The sequence below is a fragment of the Methylomonas sp. ZR1 genome, from assembly GCF_013141865.1.
In the GTDB taxonomy this organism is placed as follows: Bacteria; Pseudomonadota; Gammaproteobacteria; order Methylococcales; family Methylomonadaceae; genus Methylomonas.
In genome coordinates this window covers 2886358-2906471 of sequence record NZ_RCST01000001.1, presented here as the reverse complement: position 1 = coordinate 2906471, position 20114 = coordinate 2886358, and the positions used below count along the sequence as shown (strand labels likewise).

General features: G+C 47.0%; 16 protein-coding genes and 2 pseudogenes. 15 read left to right on the top strand and 3 right to left on the bottom strand.

Going from position 1 to position 20114, the window contains the following annotated elements:
- Nucleotides 1–6: 6 nt before the first annotated feature.
- From DDY07_RS13055 to DDY07_RS12985, 15 genes and pseudogenes are all read left to right on the top strand, one after another.
- Nucleotides 7–185 (top strand): annotated as a pseudogene (locus DDY07_RS13055) (IS630 family transposase); the annotation flags it as partial.
- A gap of 106 nt (nt 186–291) precedes the next feature.
- Complete coding sequence (locus DDY07_RS13050) at nt 292–870, top strand: TetR/AcrR family transcriptional regulator (RefSeq protein WP_064007083.1); 579 nt, start codon at nt 292–294, stop codon at nt 868–870.
- Between the two features lie 199 nt (nt 871–1069).
- The gene (locus DDY07_RS13045) at nt 1070–1399 is read left to right on the top strand and encodes a hypothetical protein (protein WP_064007082.1); all 330 of its coding nucleotides are present in this window, start codon (nt 1070–1072) and stop codon (nt 1397–1399) included.
- Between the two features lie 89 nt (nt 1400–1488).
- Nucleotides 1489–2232 (top strand): annotated as a pseudogene (amoA, locus tag DDY07_RS13040) (bacterial ammonia monooxygenase, subunit AmoA).
- A gap of 10 nt (nt 2233–2242) precedes the next feature.
- Nucleotides 2243–3466 carry a bacterial ammonia monooxygenase, subunit AmoB gene (gene amoB / locus DDY07_RS13035; RefSeq protein WP_064007081.1) on the top strand — a complete coding sequence of 408 codons (1224 nt, stop codon included), beginning with the start codon at nt 2243–2245 and terminating at the stop codon, nt 3464–3466.
- Nucleotides 3467–3507: 41 nt separating this feature from the next.
- Nucleotides 3508–4296 carry a bacterial ammonia monooxygenase, subunit AmoC gene (amoC, locus tag DDY07_RS13030; RefSeq protein WP_033193892.1) on the top strand — a complete coding sequence of 263 codons (789 nt, stop codon included), beginning with the start codon at nt 3508–3510 and terminating at the stop codon, nt 4294–4296.
- A gap of 258 nt (nt 4297–4554) precedes the next feature.
- Nucleotides 4555–4836: a hypothetical protein gene (locus DDY07_RS13025; RefSeq protein WP_064035884.1), complete on the top strand. Its 282-nt coding sequence runs from the start codon at nt 4555–4557 to the stop codon at nt 4834–4836.
- A 669-nt stretch (nt 4837–5505) separates the two neighbouring features.
- Nucleotides 5506–6111 carry a hypothetical protein gene (locus DDY07_RS13020; RefSeq protein ID WP_064009717.1) on the top strand — a complete coding sequence of 202 codons (606 nt, stop codon included), beginning with the start codon at nt 5506–5508 and terminating at the stop codon, nt 6109–6111.
- A gap of 48 nt (nt 6112–6159) precedes the next feature.
- Nucleotides 6160–7056, top strand: a complete 897-nt coding sequence (locus tag DDY07_RS13015) for a PHB depolymerase family esterase (RefSeq protein WP_064009718.1) — start codon at nt 6160–6162, stop codon at nt 7054–7056.
- A 612-nt stretch (nt 7057–7668) separates the two neighbouring features.
- Nucleotides 7669–8931 (top strand): RNA polymerase sigma factor RpoD/SigA, encoded by a 1263-nt coding sequence (locus DDY07_RS13010; protein ID WP_231886508.1) that lies wholly within the window; start codon nt 7669–7671, stop codon nt 8929–8931.
- Nucleotides 8932–8969: 38 nt separating this feature from the next.
- Complete coding sequence (gene hflK, locus DDY07_RS13005) at nt 8970–10127, top strand: FtsH protease activity modulator HflK (protein WP_064009720.1); 1158 nt, start codon at nt 8970–8972, stop codon at nt 10125–10127.
- Nucleotides 10124–10987, top strand: a complete 864-nt coding sequence (gene hflC, locus DDY07_RS13000; protein ID WP_064009721.1) for a protease modulator HflC — start codon at nt 10124–10126, stop codon at nt 10985–10987. Before hflK ends, hflC begins: the two co-directional genes overlap by 4 nt.
- A gap of 133 nt (nt 10988–11120) precedes the next feature.
- Entirely contained in the window at nt 11121–13025 is a 1905-nt protein-coding gene (gene ftsH / locus DDY07_RS12995) for an ATP-dependent zinc metalloprotease FtsH (protein ID WP_064009722.1), read from the top strand.
- A 186-nt stretch (nt 13026–13211) separates the two neighbouring features.
- Nucleotides 13212–13814: a hypothetical protein gene (locus tag DDY07_RS12990; protein ID WP_033193891.1), complete on the top strand. Its 603-nt coding sequence runs from the start codon at nt 13212–13214 to the stop codon at nt 13812–13814.
- 82 nt (nt 13815–13896) lie between these two features.
- Complete coding sequence (locus DDY07_RS12985; RefSeq protein ID WP_020481735.1) at nt 13897–14895, top strand: IS5 family transposase; 999 nt, start codon at nt 13897–13899, stop codon at nt 14893–14895.
- A 254-nt stretch (nt 14896–15149) separates the two neighbouring features.
- On the opposite strand, the gene DDY07_RS12980 is transcribed toward DDY07_RS12985, so the two are convergent.
- Genes DDY07_RS12980 through mobH form a run of 3 tightly spaced genes read right to left on the bottom strand, consistent with a single transcriptional unit; the run spans nt 15150 to nt 20022 of the window.
- Nucleotides 15150–15782, bottom strand: a complete 633-nt coding sequence (locus tag DDY07_RS12980; RefSeq protein WP_064009724.1) for a DUF4400 domain-containing protein — start codon at nt 15780–15782, stop codon at nt 15150–15152.
- Nucleotides 15779–17623 carry a conjugative transfer system coupling protein TraD gene (gene traD, locus DDY07_RS12975; RefSeq protein ID WP_171696221.1) on the bottom strand — a complete coding sequence of 615 codons (1845 nt, stop codon included), beginning with the start codon at nt 17621–17623 and terminating at the stop codon, nt 15779–15781. Before traD ends, DDY07_RS12980 begins: the two co-directional genes overlap by 4 nt.
- A complete protein-coding gene (gene mobH / locus DDY07_RS12970; protein WP_171696220.1) occupies nt 17620–20022 on the bottom strand; it encodes a MobH family relaxase in 2403 nt (800 codons plus the stop codon). The genes traD and mobH overlap by 4 nt, the downstream gene beginning before the upstream one ends.
- Between the last annotated feature and the right edge of the window lie 92 nt (nt 20023–20114).

The following is a 20114-nucleotide window of genomic DNA, read 5'->3' as shown; positions in this document are numbered from 1 at the left end:
CACTAGGGTTTCACGCCGTAAAAGCCGATCAAGAAAGCCTACGAACAACGTCCGGAAGCCGTCAAAGCTTGGCTGAAGAACACTATCCTGTGATTGCCGCCCAAGCTAAGGCTGAAGGCGGCGAAATCCAATGGTGCAATGAAACGGCGCTGACCAACAAAGACGTTCGCAGCTGCCTGCCGTCGACTTCAATTGACTTATGAACGCCGATAAAAAATGCTCAGATTGATTGACATGGCTGATAATATAGTGTAGATTCTGTACCAAATGGTATATTAAAATTTAAGTTTTATGGCAAGATATCAAGAATTCGATACTCAAGAAGCTCTTACTAGAGCGATGTATGTTTTTTGGGATAAAGGGTATAAAGGAGCTTCTCTGAGTGACCTTTTGAACAACATGGGCATAGGAAAAGGAAGTTTTTATGCAACCTTTGGTAGCAAACATGAGCTATTTTTAGATGCGCTGAAACTTTATAGAAGTAAGCGAGCTATGGTGCGCGAAATAGCCGATATCACGGCAAGTTTACCTGCCAAAAACGCGATTGAGCGGATTTTGGTTAGAGTTATGGATAGGGCCATTGAAGACAAGCGTTGTTGCATGTTTGGAAAAACTGCGTTGGAGTTTTGGCAAACTGACGCAAAAATATCTGAAGAAGTTGAAGGCGGTATCAAACAAGTCGAAGATGCTTTCCGTCAGGTCATCATTCGAGGTCAAAAAGATATGGAAATTGCTGCTGATAAAGATTCCGACTCGCTCGCATATTTTTTTACTGGTATTTTTTATGGTTTGCAAGTTATGGGTAGCGCCAACCCTGATCGTAAAACTTTAGAAAAGGTTATTTCAAATGCACTTATCCTGCTGGATTGATTTTTAATAAACTAAAAAATAGATGTTTTTGTAACAATACTGTACTAGTCGATATAAATAAGCGACAAGGAGATAATCAATATGTGAGTCTTAATGAAGTAATACCTTAAAAACGGCATTTATTAACTGAATATTTATATATTTATGCGCACCAAAAAAACCAAACGGTACAGAATGGCGCAATGCGTGAGGACTTTTCGTGACACAGATTTTTTTAGCTAAAGACGCAGTAACTCAAGCTACGATGACGTCCAATCTCTATAACTGTTTTGTTCATTTTTTTTTCTGGCAGAAAGATCCAAAAATTGCTAAGTACTTTGAGCAGGGTCTTGGAGGAATTAAAAAAGGTTTTAAGTCGGCGATTATCAAGGGGCAAAATTCAGGGGAAATTTCAACCGATAAAGATCCTGAATCACTCGCTGATTTTCTAACTGGTCTATTTTACGGTTTACTGGCGACGGGAAGCGAAACTCTTCCCATGAATTCGGTTAGTCATATTATATCTAATGCATTGAGTGATTTGGATTAGTAAGTGCTTGTTATATTTAGGCGTTTCTTTTGCGCCAAAATGTACCGAACGGTACAAATAATGTTGCAAATTGCGACGAGGAGTGAATTATGTCAACAATTAGCGTATCCACCGGTTTTGATAAAGAAACCGCCACGGTCTCCAGGATTTATGATTATCTAATCTTGGTGTTAGCCGGATTTTTATATATTGGCTCTTATCATCTGCATTTCATGCTAACGGTGGGCGACTGGGATTTTTGGCTCGATTGGAAAGACCGGCAATATTGGCCGCTTGTGACGCCCGTTCTGATGATTGCCTGGCCCGCAGCAGTGCAATCGGTATTATGGACCCATTTTCGTTTGCCTATGGGTGCAACTTTATCAGTAGTGGGTTTAATGCTGGGCATGTGGATCACTCGCGTGACCGCCTATCAAATTTGGACCAATTACCCACTAAATTTTGTGCTACCAGCCACCATGATTCCTAGCGCCTTAGTTTTGGATGCTATTTTGATGTTGTCACCTAGTTTTCTAGTGACTGCGATTGCAGGGGGCGCTTCTTTTGCGCTTTTATTCTATCCAACTAACTGGCCTATTTTTGCTATGTTCCATGTTCCAATTGAATGGCAAGGTGGATTGCAAACCATCGCCGATCAATTTGGTTTTGAATAATTACGGGCGGGTATGCCGGAATATCTACGCATCATAGAACGAGGCACATTACGAACATATGGCCAGATGGCCGCTCCTTTATCCGCCTTTTTTGCAGCGCTACTCTGCATCCTGGTTTATGCCGCAGGTTGGTATATCGGTAAAGCCTTTGCCACTGTCCGTTACCTGAAACGTGTATAGGAGAAAAAACATGAAACTATTGAAGTTATTTGTTTTTTCATCCATCTGTCTTAGTGGGCTTTTTCTTTCAACGTCAACTGCTTGGGCTCACGGTGAACGTTCTTTAGAGCCTTTTGTCCGCATGCGAACGGTTCAATGGTATGACGTTAACTGGTCAGCTAGTACGGTTGCTGTTAATGATGAACTCACCATAACCGGTAAAGTTCATGTTGCAGAAGATTGGCCTAATAGTCTTCCAAAGCCAGAAGCCGCTTATTTGGGTGTCATCGCTCCTGGTCCAGTATTTCTCCGTAAAGAACGGTGGATCAACGGCGAAGCCCATTTGAACTCATTACCCCTAAAAGTTGGTCGTGATTATGAGTTCAAAATGAAGCTTAAGGCCAGAATTCCTGGGCGTTATCACATTCATCCTTCGTTTAATATCATAGATACAGGTAATGTTGCGGGACCTGGGCAATGGGTTGAGATTACCGGTAATGCCAATGCGTTCACAAACAATGTCGAAACTGTCAAGGGAGAAATGATCAATTTAGAAACCTACGGCACTGCCAACGGTGTTCGTTGGCATATGCTGTGGATGATTCTGGGAATAGCCTGGTTGGTTTGGTGGGTTCGACGTCCGTTGTTTATTCCACGCTATGCCATGGTGAATAAGGGCGAAGAAGATAAATTGGTAACTCCTAAAGATAAAAATCTGGCTAAGGCGATACTTGTCGCGGTTCCTGTCATTGTCTTGAGCGGTTATTTTGTGACAAACAGTCAGTATCCGGAAACCATACCGTTACAAGCTTCATTGGATCTTATCCCCCCGTTACCTGAACAAGCCGATCTGGTTAACGCAAAAATTAAACGCGCTACTTACAATATTCCCCAGAGATCAATGATGATGATGGTGGAAATCAAAAACGATAGTCAAAAAACTTTGCAGATTGGTGAGTTTACCACTGGATCTGTGCGTTTTATTAATTCAAATATGAACATTGATGCCAGTCATACGCCGCCAGAATATTTGGCGACAAACGGTATGCAAATTGAACCAAACGATTTGATTCACCCCGGTGAAGCCAAAGTTGTAAAAATCATGGCATCTGATGCTGTCTGGGAAATCGAACATCTCTCCAGTGTTATTGGTGATGCCGATAGTCGCTTTGGAGGGTTGTTGTTTTTATTCGATGATCAGGGAAATCGCTATCTATCAAGTATTTCGGCGTCTTTGATACCTGAATACAAATAAAACAACATTTATTTATATCTACATATAAACAGGAAATTATTATGGTTACTGCACCTGATAAAATTATTTCATCATCCAGCACTGAAACCTATGATAGACAGTGGTATCTGAAGGATTTTAAACGATACGCTGTGTCTTTCTTGGCAATTTTGCTTATGTACGTATCGATCACGGCTTATCAATATACTTTTGGTGCTGCTACGGGTTTAGATTCAACCGATCCTCTTTTTGAGGAATACTGGATGAATTTGTTTTATATAGAAGTCATTTTTCAACTCAGTTTGATCGGTGCACTTGGCTATTATTTTTGGAAAAACCGTGATCTACATCTTGATCAACTATCTCCACGCGAGGAATTACGACGTTATTTGAATCTGACGATGTGGATCAGCATTTATACCTTTTCAGTTTATTGGGCAGGTAGTTATTTTGCCGAACAAGATAATGCCTGGCATCAAGCTGCTATTCGCGACAACATTTTTACCGCCAATCATGTCGTTGAATTTTATCTGTGCTTTCCGTTTTATACCATCATGGGAGTTTCATCATGGCTATATGCGCGTACCCAATTACCATTATTTGCCAAAAACGTTTCGCTACCGTTGACTTTGGCTGTTGCGGGCCCCTTTATGATTTTTGTTGCTGTTGGCTTTAACGAATGGGGGCATACATTTTGGTTTAGAGAAGAACTGTTTGGTGCTTATATGCATTATGCTTTCGTTATCGGTGTGTGGTTTGCACTTGCTGTTGGAGGTATTTTGTTGCAACAAGTAACTCGCATGTCCGAACTAACCGAACTAATCAATCAAGACAATTCCAAAAAACGTTAATTAATTACAAAAAATCACATATAAAACGTCCAGCCAACAATAACAATCTATTGTTGGCTGGGTATATGATCTTAACGAATTTATTTTTATAAAATAAATCGTTATGCTATTTAATGACTATATTGTTTATGTATTAACTTTAATGGCTTCATAATAAACTAATGATGGCTGCTGATATCTGTGGTTTCTGATTTAAATAAATAGTAGCTATAGTGCATTCTCAGTGTTTTATAAAATAAAATTAACGAGTTATTAATCATGTTGGCAATTGGAGCAATATTTATTGCAGTCTGGTTTTTTAAATCTGCAAAGCAAACAAAAAAGAATCGGTATTTGTGGATGGCAATCGGTGTTATTAGTTATTATATTTTTAGTATTTTTTGTCTATATGGAATTATAAAACCAGTTTTAGGGCATGCGTTTTTTATACATCGAATGAAAACCGGTATTACAATCAAGGCTTTAGCAATGGCCTTCGGGGTTTTAGTGGGGGCATTGATACGTTGGAAGTTTCTGGTTAACAGTGCTGATAAAAGCTGAAATAGCACTCTGCAAATATTTAATAAAATAATATTATGATTATTATTGTGTAATCTGTTTTTTTATAAAAATAGCAAATTTTATAAGCCGATTAACGCTCGGCTCTTACGAACGCTTGCATGTAGAATAATAATTGGCTTGTGGCATATTAACGAAAAATATTTATATCGGTTTCTAGGTAAAACGAATTTACATTGTTTTAACATTAAAGTTTTTGCATAGGGAAAACCTATTTAATCATAGAAAATAAATATTTTACTAGACATAAAATATGTTGTTATATATGTCTCGAAAGTTGAATGATTATACGAAAAATCTATGAAGTAAAAATATTTTTAATTTATCGTATGACGCTCGAAATGAGAATTTTTAAATGATGATTAGCTAATTCTATTGTGCTCTTGGCTGTAAAAAATAGACAGGGGAAACATCTTTCGTGGTTATCTTGTTCCATTTAACGGATCAAGCAGCTGTTACATATTGCTGAGGCGTATTTCTCTTCTAACGCAAAGCTATATGTAAGTCGAAATTCACATGAATGTCAAAAAACGGTTGGAAACATAGTCGACACGTTTAACGATGGCACCCTTTTTTTTGATTACAGGAGCATAACATCATGCCTTATAAAAGAATTTTTCGAAGTGCGATGAAGATAGAGAGGATAAGCCAATGAAAACTAGTCTTGAAGAATACTTGTCGGCATACGGCATTAAAAGTTCCGGGTTTAAATTAGCGGTTATCCTTGTTTTGTTGGGACTAACGTCAATAAATGCCTATGCCCATCGTGGTGCACAAGAAGAGGTTGACGCCTGTAAAACTCGGCTTGGCTTTGAACGCGTGCATTTTACGGCATATACTCCAACGCTGACGGGTGACGCGGAATATTGCGATATTATTCCTGGACTTGGCCCTACTAAATTGGTTTTCGATTACGAAGGTAAACGTCTGCGAAATCTTAATATCGAATTTGAGATTACTAAAGAGCCCGAAGGTACGAGGATTTTTTATCAGGAACCACAATTGATTAAAACTGGTACAACAAATGGTTCGGTCGATTTCAGCCAATATGGTGCGGGCCATTACTTGGCGCATATCGCTATCGTCGACAAGGATAAGCGCCTAGATTCACATATTCCGTTCTCCGTAGGATTGGAGTCGCTGCCAGGAAAAAGCTATATGCCACAGCTTGTGATAATTGGCAGCCTGTTTTTAATGGTCTATGGATTGTTTAGGGTGGCACAGAAGGAAACGCCCAATCACACTCCCGAAACATAATCCGCAAAAGCTATTTAACCAAATCTAACAAATAAGAGAGGCACGGCTATGAATATTAATCAGTTAAAGTCTTTTCTACTTGAAGGAAATAAGTGGTGGAAGGTGTTATTCGGATTACCTGTCGTGGCTGTGATTTTCATGTTGGGTCTGGATCATAGTGGCGATTCGGTAGAACTGGGGCAAGCCAGCTATCACCCCCAAATGCATAAAGACCGCTGTCAACCTGATCAGCTTAAGGGCGATTCTGGTGCCAGTTATGGCGAATCGACCGAAAACGGCATTAAATACAACGTCCGCACCCCACTTAATTATGACCCTTCTATTGCTCACCCATTATTATTGGTATTTTCACCGGCGGGTTCGAATCGCGCCAAAACGGAGAAGACGACGGGATTGACCTTACCTGCTACGCGCGCAGGCTTTATCGTCGCCTATGCCGATCATCCGGAGTTATCGCCTAGCACCACTGTGGAATTAGGGACAATTCCGCATTTGATGGCCAAAAAATGGTGTATTGATGAAAAGCAGGTTTATATCACAGGGCATTCAGACGGAGGGACTTCGGCGATGGCGCTAGCGTTTATGACCGGAACACGACACATTCCACACGCTATTGCACCTAGTGCTGCTGGTATTACTTATGAGGATCTACGTGACCGCAAATGTCCAGAGCCCTTGTCGGTGATGATCATGCATAGCAGTAAAGATCGACTGTTCCCAGGATTTGGTCAGCAATCGGCCGGTTGGTGGGCATCCTGTAATAAATGTGATCCGATTCCGGATAAGCAAGGTGATGGTTGCATCTCTTATTCAGGGTGTGCAAATGGAGTAAAAACCTTATATTGCGAAGGTGATCAACCACATTCGCAATGGCCTCAGCTTGATACCCAAGTTATCGATTTTTTTATAACTTCTGAGTCCGTTGATAGAGTCGGTAAATTATGAACTCGCGTTGAAAATAAATAGTTATATAAAATAAAAATCAGTTTTCCTAGATGTTTCCTTGTTTTATTTTTATCTAGCGAGATGTTGCTATTTTAGATAATTTAAGAAAGATATATGACTAGCTCCATCAGAAACAAAATACCGCTAGTAGATCTATCAGCTATATAAACTCCCCAAGGGTGATAGTTGAAAGTAATTTCTACTTGTGGTATCTGATGGAGCTATTCATGCATCCTATTTCTTAACATTTATTCAAGTCAGTGAGATCAAAGATATTCATAGAATGATAGAGTTATAGTGATATTATAAATTTATATAAAATACACGAAATCAATTAGTTAATTAAAAATTAGAATAAAACTATAAGCCTTTATTATCACTAATATCAGTGCTCTTGTTAACAAACCTTTGATCATGGCCCTGTTTTGATTTGCCTAGTAGATGACTAATGACAACCGATAATTGATTTTAATGAATATTAATAATGACCTCATAAAGTTTATACATTTAACAGATGTTTTAAAACTCTGTAAGATTTTTCCAAAGTACGCTGAAGTTATGCGATCAGCGATAGCATACAAACCTTTTTAATCCGTGTTTAGTGAGTCAGTCATGGCATTAGGCTTTTTTCATCCAATAAGTGTAGTCACAGAAGGCTCTGTTCCAACCTCAGGAGAGTCATTCGTTGATTTATCTAATCAGCCTATAGATATAAAAGTCGGATCTAAGTTGTCTGGCCAGGAACCAACCCTAGCTATCCGAGACTTGGCTTTGGAAATGAAGAAGGCAAAAAATGAACTTCTGCGCTTACTTCTAGAAAATCCTATTGCCTATGGTTATTTGATTGATCAACTATTGGTTAGCAAAGGTGAAAGTGTCGATTATTCATTCAATATTAATGATAAAACCGTTGACGAGGAGATTGTTCAAAATAACGATCTTGTAAAATCCCATTTCACCTCGCACTTCCCCTTACAAAACAAAAATCAGTTTTTTGTTGGTAACAGTTCGGAATCAGTTCGTCTGGAAGATGTACATTTTTTTCCAGCATTTTTGATTCGGATTGCCGATCGAACTTTACATACATATCCCAACGACATCGCCCATAAAGTTGAGTTGGCAACTTCCCGCCGCCATTTGCAAGACATCCGACAAAGAATGATTGGCGCCAATACTGGTCTTGTGGCTTTTCTTGCGTATAAATACAAAACCAGCGCCTTAAGTTTTGACGATTTAATGCAGGAGGGCATCATCGGTTTGATCAGGGCCGTGGATAGATTCGACCCTAGTCGAGGGATACGCTTTTCCACCTATGCGGTGTTCTGGATCAAACAAGCCATTTCCAGACTGATCGTCAAGCAGGAAAAAGTGGTTCGCCTTCCGATTGCGATGGCCGAAAAAGCCTCAGTAGTGTTCGAGGCAATGAGAAATTGCTATCTCGAACACCAGCGTTGGCCGAGTCTGGTGGAACTCCAAGCCCGTTGCGAACTATCGCTGGAAGAGATTAAAACCATCAGTAGCTACTATCAGGCTACCCATTCCCTGGATGAATCGCTATCCGGTGAGAAAGACGATCAAACCCTGATGTCCAGCCTTATACAGCACCAGTTTCCCCAGCCATTGGACGAGCTCGTCGACCAAAATCTAAGCCTATACCTCGGCAAAATCGTCGCAAGCCTCCCAGAGAAGGAAGCCGCTATTTTGACTATGCGCTTCGGTTTAAAAAATCACACCGAGATGACGTTGCAAGCCGTCGCCGAACAATTGCACGTCACCCGCGAGCGGGTTCGGCAAATACAGAATAACGCCTTAAAAAAACTAAAACAAAACTTCGGTTATGACCTGATGCCGTTTCTAGAGCCTAACGATGGCTGAAAGAATCAGGTAAACCAACGATAACAAGAGGAGCGACCATGTCGTCAGAAAAACACAACACCAGCAAACCGACGCCACCGACCGACTGGAAGGCCGAGGCCGACAAATACTGGCAACAAGTCAGCCAACGCGGCGCCGATTTTTATCGCGACCACAAGCACCTGTTATCGTTGCGGAAAGTCGGCGCGGTATTGGGCGGCTCGCTGGCCCTGGCCTGGCTGGCGAGCGGGGTGTACATCGTTGATCAGGGCAATCGCGGCGTGGTCAGCCGTTTCGGCGCTTACGTCGACACCACCCAGCCCGGCCCGCACTGGCATATTCCGCTGCCGATCGAAACCGTCAAAATCGTCAATGTCGAGCAGCAACGCTTTATAGAAGTCGGTTATTCCAGTCGTGTTACCAAATCGGCCACCTTGCCTCAGGAATCCCTGATGCTGACCAGCGATGAAAACATCGTTACCGTCCGCCTGGCTGTGCAATACCAGATCAACAATGCCAAAGACTATCTGTTCAACGTCAAGGACAACGAAGCCACGCTGAAACAACTGACCGAAAGCGTGGAACGGGCGGTCATCGGTCGTAACGACATGGATTTCGTGCTGACCGAAGGCCGCAGCGAAATCGTCGCCGAAATCAAAGGCGAGATTCAACAAGCCATGGACGATTACCGCACCGGCATCACCATCGCCAGCGTCAATTTGCAAGATGCCCAACCGCCGGAAGAAGTACAAGGCGCATTTGAAGATGCCATCCGCGCTCGCGAGGACAAGCAACGGCTGATCAACGAAGCCGAAGCCTACAGCAACGAAATCATCCCCAAGGCCCGCGGTGCCGCCGCTCGCCTGTTACAGGAAGCCGAAGCCTACGAGGCGGAAAAAGTCGCCAAGGCCAAGGGCGAAACCGAGCGTTTCGACCAGTTGTTGGTGGAATACGAGAAAAACCCGGCCATCACCCGCAAACGCTTGTACCTGGAAGCCAAGGAAAAGCTCTACAGCGGCAGCAACAAAATCATGGTCGAAGCGGAACGCAACACGCCGCAGTTTTATATGCCGTTGCAATCGGCCCCAACCCATAGTGCAACAGCGAAAACGGTCCAAGCTCCCGAGATCAACAACGACAGCATAGCTAACGACAAAGGCACATCTCATAAAGCTGCTGCCAGCACTGAATTACGCCCCAGCCGGAGTAGACCATGAACAGCAGAACCATAACACTATTACCGGCCGGTTTAACCCTTCTGGCACTCGCTTACCTGTCGGTTTTTCATGTCAGCCAGAATGAAAAGGCTATCTTATTTCGTCTCGGTGAAATGGTCGCTTCAGACTTTACGCCGGGACTCCACTTTAAGACCCCCATCATCAATAACGTCAGTACATTTGATGCGCGTGTGCTGACCTTGGACACCAAGTCCGAGCGTTTTCTTACCTCCGAAAAGAAGAACGTTATAGTTGACTCGTTCGCCAAATGGCGGATCGGTGATGTGGGTCTTTTTTATACCACGGTCGGCGGCGACGACTATCAGGCCAATCTGAGACTCGAACAAGTTTTGAAAGATGCCATGCGCGGCGAATTTGGCCTCAGGACCATCAAGCAACTGATCTCCGAAGACCGTACCGAACTGCGGCAAACCCTGCTCACCAAACTGACGCCGGTAGCCGGTAAATTTGGCATCGAGCTGATCGATATCCGTATCAAACGTATCGATCTGCCGCCGGAAGTCAGCAGTTCGGTTTACCAAAGAATGCGCGCCGAGCGCGAACGGGTTGCGCGGGAATTCCGCTCGCAAGGCTCGGAAAGCGCCGAATCGATCAGCGCCGAAGCTGACAAGCAGCGGCAAGTACTGTTGGCTAATGCCCAACGCGATGCAGAAAATATCCGAGGCCGTGGTGACGCTCAATCGGCGGATATTTACGCTAAAAGCTTCGGTAAAAATCCCGAGTTTTATGCCTTTTACCGTAGCCTACAGGCTTATCAGACGGCGTTCGAGAAAACCGACGACACCTTGGTGTTGAAGCCCGAATCTGACTTTTTCAGATATTTCAACAGCGAAAAATAGAAACCAAATGAAAGGTGTAGGTCGGGTAAGGCGTCACCCGTCACCCGACACCCGACACGTTGGCTTCGATAGGTTGGGTGAGGCTCTATCGAGCCAACCCAGCCTGCAGCTGAACTTAATGCGGAGCATTCCCATGAAAAAACTCTTAATTTCTCTAACGATCATCACCGCCATCGGTCTGATTGTTTATTCGATTTTTAGCCGCAATCTGCCGGATTACGATCCGCATTACGACATCTCCTATTCGGATTTTATAGAGGATGTACGAGGTAAAGCAGTCACGGAAGTGACCATCAACGGCAATTATGTCGACGGCCGCCGTCAGAACGGCACTCGTTTTACTACCTACAACCCAAACGACATGCGGATGATTGATGAGTTGCTGGAATACGGCGTCAAAATCAAAGTAGAAAAACCGCAAGTACCATCGACCTTAATGCAGATATTCATCTCCTGGGCACCTATGTTGTTGTTAATAGCAGTGACCATTTTCTTCATGCGTAAACAGCAAATGGGTGGCGCCGGTGGTGCCAACAGTTTCGGCAAAAGCCGAGCAAAACTGATGGCAGAAGACCAGGTAAAAGTTCGTTTCAAAGATGTGGCCGGTGTCGAGGAAGCCAAGGAGGATGTCGTGGAGATGGTCGATTTTTTGAAAGACCCCGGCAAATACGAAGCACTTGGGGGGAAGATCCCGCGCGGTGTACTGATGGTCGGTCCTCCAGGCACTGGCAAAACCTTGCTGGCCAGGGCCATAGCCGGGGAAGCCGGAGTACCATTCTTCTCCATCTCGGGTTCCGATTTCGTGGAAATGTTCGTCGGCGTCGGCGCCTCCAGGGTGCGGGACATGTTTGAGCAGGCCAAGAAACGCGCGCCCTGCATCATCTTCATCGATGAAATCGACGCGGTTGGCCGCCAGCGCGGTGGTGCCGGCATGGGCGGCGGTAACGACGAGCGCGAGCAAACCCTGAACCAGCTGTTGGTGGAAATGGACGGTTTCAGCGGCAACGAGGGCATTATCGTCATCGCCGCCACTAACCGCGCCGATGTCCTGGATAAAGCCCTGCTCAGACCGGGTCGTTTCGATCGCCAGGTTCAGGTCGGCTTGCCGGACATCAAAGGCCGCGAGCAAATCCTCAAGGTTCATGCTGACAAGGTTCCCCTGGCCGACGACGTCAACATCAACGACCTGGCCCGCGGCACCCCCGGTTTTTCCGGCGCCGAGCTGGCCAACCTGATCAACGAAGGCGCGCTGTTCGCCGCTCGCCACAACCAGCGGGTGGTGACCATGAATGACCTGGACAAAGCTCGCGATAAGATGATCATGGGTGCGGAAAAGCGCACCATGGTGATGGGCCGCGAAGAGTTGTTGATGACCGCCTATCACGAAGCCGGCCACGCCATCGTCGGCCGCATCGTTCCCGAGCATGATCCAGTCTACAAAGTCAGCATCATGCCGCGCGGCGGCGCCTTGGGCATCACCATGTTCCTGCCTGAGCGTGATCAGTACAGCGCCTCGAAAGATAAGCTGGAAAGCCAGATATCCAGTCTGTTCGGCGGCCGGGTCGCGGAAGCCTTAATCTACGGTAAAAACAAAGTGACCACCGGCGCCTCCAACGACATCCAAAGAGCCACGCAACTGGCCCGGAATATGGTCACCAAATGGGGTTTGTCGGAGCGGCTAGGGCCTATGGACTATGGCGATAGCGAAGGCGGTTACATGGGGGCACAAGCCAAGCCGATGTCGGAACAAATGGCACAGATCATCGACGAAGAAATCCGGCATATGGTGGACAGCAACTACCAACGCGCCGAAACCATTCTCAAAGCGCATATCGAGATCCTGCACAACATGGCGTATACGCTTCTGGATTGGGAAACCATCGACAAATTTCAAATTGATGAATTGATGCAAGGAAAAATTATTGCGCCGCCTATATTTGAAATTCATGAATCGAGCATTGATGACATAAAAACAAATCAGAATTCAGAAGAAGTTGAAAACGACCAATTAGCTCAAAATATATTTGCATTATCTTGAGTCTAATTTTAATTAGATAATTTTTGGTAAAACCAATTTTTATAAATTTCATTATCTATATGTACATGGCTTTTTTTATATTGATGAAAATTTACATTGGTTTATTTTTTACTTTTGATTATTCCATATTGGGCTTGAGTGATTCGGCTCGATTAATAGCAGTAACTAACGTTTAGGAGAAGGTCTATGAAAACCACACAAATATTCAGAAAGAGTTTCCTTGGATTTCTGGGGATGATTTTTTCAACCATTCTTTGGGCGCACGGCGGTGCGGCCGGCACAGATACCGACCAATGCAAGTTCGAACTGGAAAAAGATCATTGGCTGCATTACACGGCTTATCAACCGAAAGCTTATCCGGCTAAAGATTTTTGCGGCAGCCTTCCCGATATCAACACGCTGACGCAGTTGGTATTCGACTACCAAGATCAGCGTTACCGCAACATGGCGATCGAATTTGAAGTCACCAAGGAGCCTGAAGGAAAACGGGTTTTCTTTTCGGAAGCCGAGAAACACAAGTCCGGAACCGTGGTATTAAATATGCCGGATGGAGTAGCTGAACAAGGCAAATATCTGATTCATATTACCTTGCTGCAAGATAACGGCGATAGACTGGATGCGCACATGAACTTTAAGGCAGGGGTAGGGCAACCAGCCAGCAAAAGTAAAATCGGTATATACATAGTCGCGTTCTTGACTATTCTTTATTTAGTATATTTAACCAATGCGCGCTTCAAACGCACAATAGGTAAATTAGTCAGAAGAACTCACGCCGAATCTAAAATCTAAGCCTTTAAAGGTTAAGGAACCTCTGATTAATTACCGGCGAGCGATATAATTCAGCAACAGCCCTGATTTCGAGATAACGCGCATGGAACAGTATCAACAACTTAGTTTTGCGGATGTCGAATACGCCAACAAAGGTAAACTCACACGGCGGGAAAAGTTTCTGAACCAACTCGAAGAGCTGTTGCCGTGGTCAGTCATGGGAGCGGTGATTGAACCGCATTACGCATCCGGTAAAGGGTATGGCCGCAAGCCGTTTGCCTTGAATGCCATGCTTCATGTTCACGTAGCGCAGATTGTCTACAACTACTCCGATCCTGGCATGGAAGACGCGCTGTACGAGATTGAGTCCCTGCGACGTTTTTGTGGGATTCGCCTGGAAGCCGTGCCCGATGAGAGCACGATTTTGCAATTTCGGCATTTGCTGGAACAGCACGGCTTGACCGAGCAAATCTTCCAAGCCATCAATCAAACGCTGAGTGAACGCGGGCTGTTTTCAAGAGCCGGCACCATCGTCGACGCCAGCCTGATTGCCGCGCCGACCTCGACCAAAAACACAAGCCAGTCACGTGACCCCGAAATGCATTCCAGCAAAAAGGGTAATCAATGGTTTTTCGGCAGCAAATTTCACATCGGCGTCGATAGCGAAACCGGCTTGGTGCATACGCTCAAAGTCACCGCAGGGAACGTAAGCGACGTAGCCGAAGCGGCTGCCTTGCTGCACGGCGAAGAGCAATTCGTGCACGGTGACGCCGGTTATCAAGGCTTGGACAAGCGCCCCGAGATGCCCACCGAAAATCCACCGATCTGCGTGATTGCGATGCGCCCTGGCAAACTGACTAAGCTAACGAAAGACGACAGCGAAGAGGCTCAGTTACTGCGGGCGGCAGCCAGAGAGTTGGCAAGCCGCCGCGCCAAGGTCGAACACGTGTTTCGAGACATTAAGATCCGCTTTGGTTACGCCAAGAATCGCTATCGTGGTATAGCCAAAAACGCCGCCCGATTAACCTTTTTAACCGCGATTGCCAATGTGCTGCGCGGTGATGCGTATGAGCGTCGATGCCTCATTGCGCCTGGAATTTGAAAATAGGCTTGGAAATGGGCTTGTTTTCGAGAAAAACCGGCTCGTTTGATGAAAAAACGGTCGATTATTGAAATCTTTGACCAATCTTGGAAATTACTGCCGCTCAAAATGGCAGTTTTTCAGAGGTTCCTTAAGAGAAAGATGAGCCAATTGTTAGATTTATCTGTTCGAATTGCAAAAGCGAGAATAATCTTTCTAAAAATACGCGCCCAATATCGCGAAATATCCTACTCAGACCGGCAGATGCTTTGTCCTTAAATCCGTTTTTGTGTATTGGCTAGCAACACATTGATGGCGTAAGCGACAACAAAAAAAACCACCGGGACGGCGCGTGGCGTAATCGGAAACGGCAAGGTCAAACTGACCAGCAACAGATACAGCGCTCCCAGGATCAGATAGAGGCTGTAGCGATGCGCCATGGGACTGGGGTAATCGAAATTGGTCTGGCTGATCTTGCGCCGCACCAGTCCGTCGACGACAAACGGCAGCAAGGCGGCCGCCAGGTACGGTAACCAAATACACGCCGTGGTCAGGCGCTTGATCATTTGAAAGATCGTGTCCCACAGCACGTTGAGCCGGCTTTCGATGAAGGGAAACAAATCGTTACGGCCCACATCCTCGAAACCTTTGGACATCTGCCGTTCGCGCTCGGTCGGGATGAAGTAGCGGAACACGCTTTCTCGGATGCCGGTGGTAACGAATAAGCGATCAAACCAGCGTTGCGCGGTTTTACTGATCTGTGATTCTTTATCGGCGCCAAAATAGCCGATCATCATCCGGTCTTCGGCCCGTTGCAGTTCACGCGTCCAGCGGTCGGAAACGAAACTGGCCACCAGGATCACTTCCAGTAGCCAAAGCATCAGGCTGAACAACAGATTGCGGGTCATGAGCTGGCACCTTGGTGATCCCGTTGTCGATTCAGTTCCGACCGCAGTATCGGCAAGCGGCCTTTGACAATGCGGCCGCCGGATAACTTGGCGATGTAATGCAAGTCAGGCAATTGTCCGAGTAACTGCGGCGCAAACAAGTCACCTTCTTCTTCCATCAGGCGTTCGCCGACATTGCCGGAAAACACGGTGGGATTGGTCGCGCTGGTGGCAACACCCTGGGTGCGCATGATGTATTTCAATCGCGTCTTTGGCAGATTGTCGGTGATGTACTGCTGGGTTTCGCTGTCCATGATTCTGAGCGCGATCAGGTTGTTGACGTTACCCAGCACTTGCCGAGCTTTGTCCTGGGAACCAGTGCGGGCGGCAAAATCGGCAAAGGTTTGCGTGGCAATGAACAGGCGAATCTTGGCGCCGCGGCCTTTGTTCAAAACTTGGATGAAGGGATCATTGATGACTTCAGCCGCTTCGTCGACGAACACATTCACCGGCCGATCCGAGACGCCGTAGTTGTAACGATCGCCGGCAACGGCGGCCAAGTCGGCCAACAGAATCGAGCCAATCGCGCTACCCACCATGCCATCCGATAACGAGTCCAGGCCAATATACGCGACCTGGGCTTTTTCAATGATGTGGCCGGTATTGGTAATCGGCCGCAGATCGTCCACGTCGTGTGGATTTGGTGACAGCAGAGGCCCTAAGGAGCCAGAGGTAAGCATGTTCATGATCGGAATCAAGGAGGCAACCATTTTGCTGAAGTGCGCCCGGTCGTGTTCGAACAAAGACAACAAGCCTTCCAAATCTAAATTTGGCAATTGATATTGCACGACCTCCCGATAGAACCGCACCAGACCCACGGCTTTGGAATCGATGTCCTTGGCATTCTTCAGGTAAGGGCGCGCTTCTTGTCGCCAATGGCCCAGATTATTGTCGAAATAGCGTTCCAGGGCTTGAATGACCAATGTCGAAGGACCGCCTTCCAAATAACGACGCAGCTTGACCAAAGTTGGCCGTTCCTCGATGACCATCAAGCCTTGAATCACGTTATCCAGTGATTTTTGGCCAAAGGCTTTGAACGGATCGTTACTGCTTTCGCTGGGCGAAATGGCGCTGATGCGGCTGGCGATTTCCGAAGGCCGGTTGAAATTGTGCAAGGGATCGAGTCGGACGCTGTCTTCTGGAAACGCCGGATGGAAATACACGAAACGATCCGGACGCTTGGCCAAAGCGCAGGCGCGTTTGGCACAGGCCATCAAGTCCTTGTCGCCCTTGGGATCGATGATGATCACGGCCTCGCCGCGCAACGCGGCTTGCGTGACCAATACGTCAAACGCTCGGGTTTTACCAGCGCCGGTGGTACCGACCAGCAGCGTATGGCCGGCGGTATGCTGCAAGGGCTGACGAATGTCGCTTTCGGACACTTCCAAACCATGAATCCAGGCCGAGCCCATGCGTTGATGATCGCTGGGTATCAAGGTCGAGACATCGCGTTTCAAGATCTCATAGGCCAATTGCGCGTGCTTTTGTACCCAATCGAATCCCCAACCGAACCACAAAGCCTCGGGGTTGCGCTTCACCATCGTTACCAGCTTCTCGGCATCCAGGTATTGGAACCGAAACTGGCGCAATCGGCGTTTGCGATACCAGAGATTCAATGCCGGCGACAGCCGCCAACACGCCATCACTCCGCACGCCGTCATCAACCAATCGAAGGGTTCGCGCGGCAATCCCGACCAGCGACTGGTCAGATACGCCAGACCAGCCCCGCCCAACCAACCCGAGATGGCATACACCTCAAATATCGGTCGCCAGGGAAACTGATAGTCGTAATCGGATTTCATAGGCGTAATCTCACCTGAATGCCTTCCGTGGCACTGACCGATCGACAATCTGGATGGTTGGCAATATCCAGCATCAGGCGAGTGCGCTTGATCGTAAGATGTTGCGTTAGAAATTGTTCCAGCGCGGTATTGGACACCGTGTGCCAGTGACCGTCTGGCGATGATTCATCGGGCGGAATGTTTTGTTGCCGCACATACGTGATCAGCAAGTCGATTGTTCCGGATTTTGCCGGTGGGGTTGTTAGGGGGGAAATTGCTTTATCAGGCTCGGAATTGGTCGAACTGATTGCTGCGTTGCAGTTTATTGATTTTTGTTTGCCGGTCGTGGTTGATTTTGAGCGGACAGGCTTAGGTTCGCGAAAGGCCTCGTCTTGAGGCTGAGATGACTTAGCTGGTTCTCTGATATTGTCAGTATTGCTGCTTGGGGTTTGCGCAGATGACGTTGGCGGCGTGACTTTGTCTCGGGATTTCAACAATGCCTTTAAAGCCAAACTCGGTTCCAATGCCAGCAGGACGCCGCAGACCGATTGGATGGTTTGTACCTTGCGCATCGGCGACAGGACGTCTGTCACCAACCAACCCGTCTCCTCCAGTATTTTGATGAATTGGGGCGGATCGACGGCGAGTTTTTCAGCAGTCGCCGGAAACGGGAGCAAGTATTTGTCTTGGACTTCCAACAGATCACTGCCTAACTGCCATTGGCCTTGATTGAGCATGCTGGCAATGTCCATTAGCCATTGACCGGCGTCGGCGTGGCTTCCCAACCAGCACTTGGCGTTGTCGACCGGATTAGAGATGCTTTTCGTATCCGTCGTAGCGAGATCGGGTTTTGCCGCTGAATCAGATTTTTCTGCGATGGGCGTTTTGGCTGGCGTTTCGTTTTTCGGTTGTTTTGTCTGACACAACGAAGGGGTGCCATCGATTGATTTGGATTGCGACAGTCCTTGATCGGGATCCGATGGTAAGGAATTTGAAATGCCTGACGCCGATTCGAGGACCGGTAGCTCGAGTTCAGCGCTGGTTTCATGAGCAGGTTCTATTTGGGGTTCATTTGGCTCAACTGGCTTTGGATTATCTGTGCGTTGGGGTTGCTTCAGAGTCGCGACATTCTTGGCTTTTGCCGGTTTGCTGATTTGCGGTGCCTGACTGGTAACAGGTTCGGTTTTTACGATGGCCGCATCCGATTCGTTGATTTCGAGCGCTGCAACCACGAGCGGCGGCTCGCCGCTGAAAATCAGTTCCGCGGATTTCAGGCGCAACAGATACAGCGGATTGTCCAGGCCTTCAGGCTGCATTTGCCAATAACGGTATTGCCGACCATCCGGCCAGGACTTAGGGATTGCCAAACCGCGTTCGATCAGGATGTCCGCCAAGGTATCTTCGTCGCGCGGAATACCGGGAACTTTGTCCTTGGCCAACAGGGTGACAATGTCTTGCGCACCGGCACGCCAGACGATATGCAGGCCATCCTCAAAACGCCATAGCCGAGCGCCTTTTTCGTTGACGGTCCATTGTCCGGATTTGACCAAGCGGCGCATGGCATCGAACAAGTACTTTTCCACCGGCATGCCCAAGGCCGAGTCGATGTTTTGATAATGCGCTTTTAAATCCCGTTCCACACTTTTGCAGTCGGCGGTTATCACCAGTGCGTAAACTTTGGATCCGCGGTCCAAACCGTTAATGGTTTCCAGCATGGCCTGCATGATGTCGGGGCCAGACTCCAGAATGAATGTGCGGGCTTCGCGGGTCAGGACGCGCTCGATCACCAAGGCCGAAAACTGTTCGTGGCGTTTATGGCGGTTATCCCGCCAGCGCAGAAAGTATCGGTCGATCTCATTTCGCAAAGCCCAGTCGGTGATGTTTTCATCGCAAGGGTTCCAGGTATGTTGCCCCTGTGCGTCGACCACGGCGATATCGGCGACCGGTTTGCCGATGTCATGCAACAGCCCGGCAAAACAGACCGCCAGACGCCAGCGTAATTCTTGTGCTTTTCGTTCCTGGGGTGATGCTGACGTGGCAAACAAACTGCCTTGAGAAGCCAAAGTGGCCCAATGGGCGACTTCCAGACCATGCCGAAATAAGCCGCCGGCGCCACGATGATGATGAGATTCCGAAGCCGGCAATAAGTGGCTGAAGCCGGCATAACGGCGTATGACCGGCGCGGCTATGGTTTGATACAGACTGTCCGGTAGGGCCAGCGCCTGTTCGATGGCCGCAATCAACTCCGCTTGACTGGACAGTATGCGTTCCACAGGCGCAGCCGGCAGACCCTTCATGAAGGGCGGATAACGCGGCACGTCCTCATCCATCGTTGTCGCAACCGGACCGACAGGCGCGGACTCGACGCCAAACAGACGTTGGCGGATGCGGGTAATGAGCGTCGAAGGCGTATTTTCCATAACGCCGCATCTTGCCGGGAATTTTTCAATCGTCGCTTGCAGCTGACGACGAATTCGACGTCAGCTGCAAACAGGCTTCGCAAAAGAGTGTT

Bases quoted from the DNA above. Each gene is read 5' to 3' on its own strand.
- ftsH (WP_064009722.1), top strand. From the start codon at position 11,121: ATGAAAAAACTCTTAATTTCTCTAACGATCATCACCGCCATCGGTCTG.
- amoC (WP_033193892.1), top strand. From the start codon at position 3,508: ATGGTTACTGCACCTGATAAAATTATTTCATCATCCAGCACTGAAACC.
- amoB (WP_064007081.1), top strand. From the start codon at position 2,243: ATGAAACTATTGAAGTTATTTGTTTTTTCATCCATCTGTCTTAGTGGG.
- DDY07_RS13025 (WP_064035884.1), top strand. From the start codon at position 4,555: ATGTTGGCAATTGGAGCAATATTTATTGCAGTCTGGTTTTTTAAATCT.
- DDY07_RS12990 (WP_033193891.1), top strand. From the start codon at position 13,212: ATGAAAACCACACAAATATTCAGAAAGAGTTTCCTTGGATTTCTGGGG.
- DDY07_RS13050 (WP_064007083.1), top strand. From the start codon at position 292: ATGGCAAGATATCAAGAATTCGATACTCAAGAAGCTCTTACTAGAGCG.
- traD (WP_171696221.1), bottom strand. From the start codon at position 17,623: ATGAAATCCGATTACGACTATCAGTTTCCCTGGCGACCGATATTTGAG.
- mobH (WP_171696220.1), bottom strand. From the start codon at position 20,022: ATGGAAAATACGCCTTCGACGCTCATTACCCGCATCCGCCAACGTCTG.
- DDY07_RS12985 (WP_020481735.1), top strand. From the start codon at position 13,897: ATGGAACAGTATCAACAACTTAGTTTTGCGGATGTCGAATACGCCAAC.
- DDY07_RS12980 (WP_064009724.1), bottom strand. From the start codon at position 15,782: ATGACCCGCAATCTGTTGTTCAGCCTGATGCTTTGGCTACTGGAAGTG.
- DDY07_RS13015 (WP_064009718.1), top strand. From the start codon at position 6,160: ATGAATATTAATCAGTTAAAGTCTTTTCTACTTGAAGGAAATAAGTGG.
- DDY07_RS13020 (WP_064009717.1), top strand. From the start codon at position 5,506: ATGAAAACTAGTCTTGAAGAATACTTGTCGGCATACGGCATTAAAAGT.
- hflK (WP_064009720.1), top strand. From the start codon at position 8,970: ATGTCGTCAGAAAAACACAACACCAGCAAACCGACGCCACCGACCGAC.
- DDY07_RS13010 (WP_231886508.1), top strand. From the start codon at position 7,669: ATGGCATTAGGCTTTTTTCATCCAATAAGTGTAGTCACAGAAGGCTCT.
- hflC (WP_064009721.1), top strand. From the start codon at position 10,124: ATGAACAGCAGAACCATAACACTATTACCGGCCGGTTTAACCCTTCTG.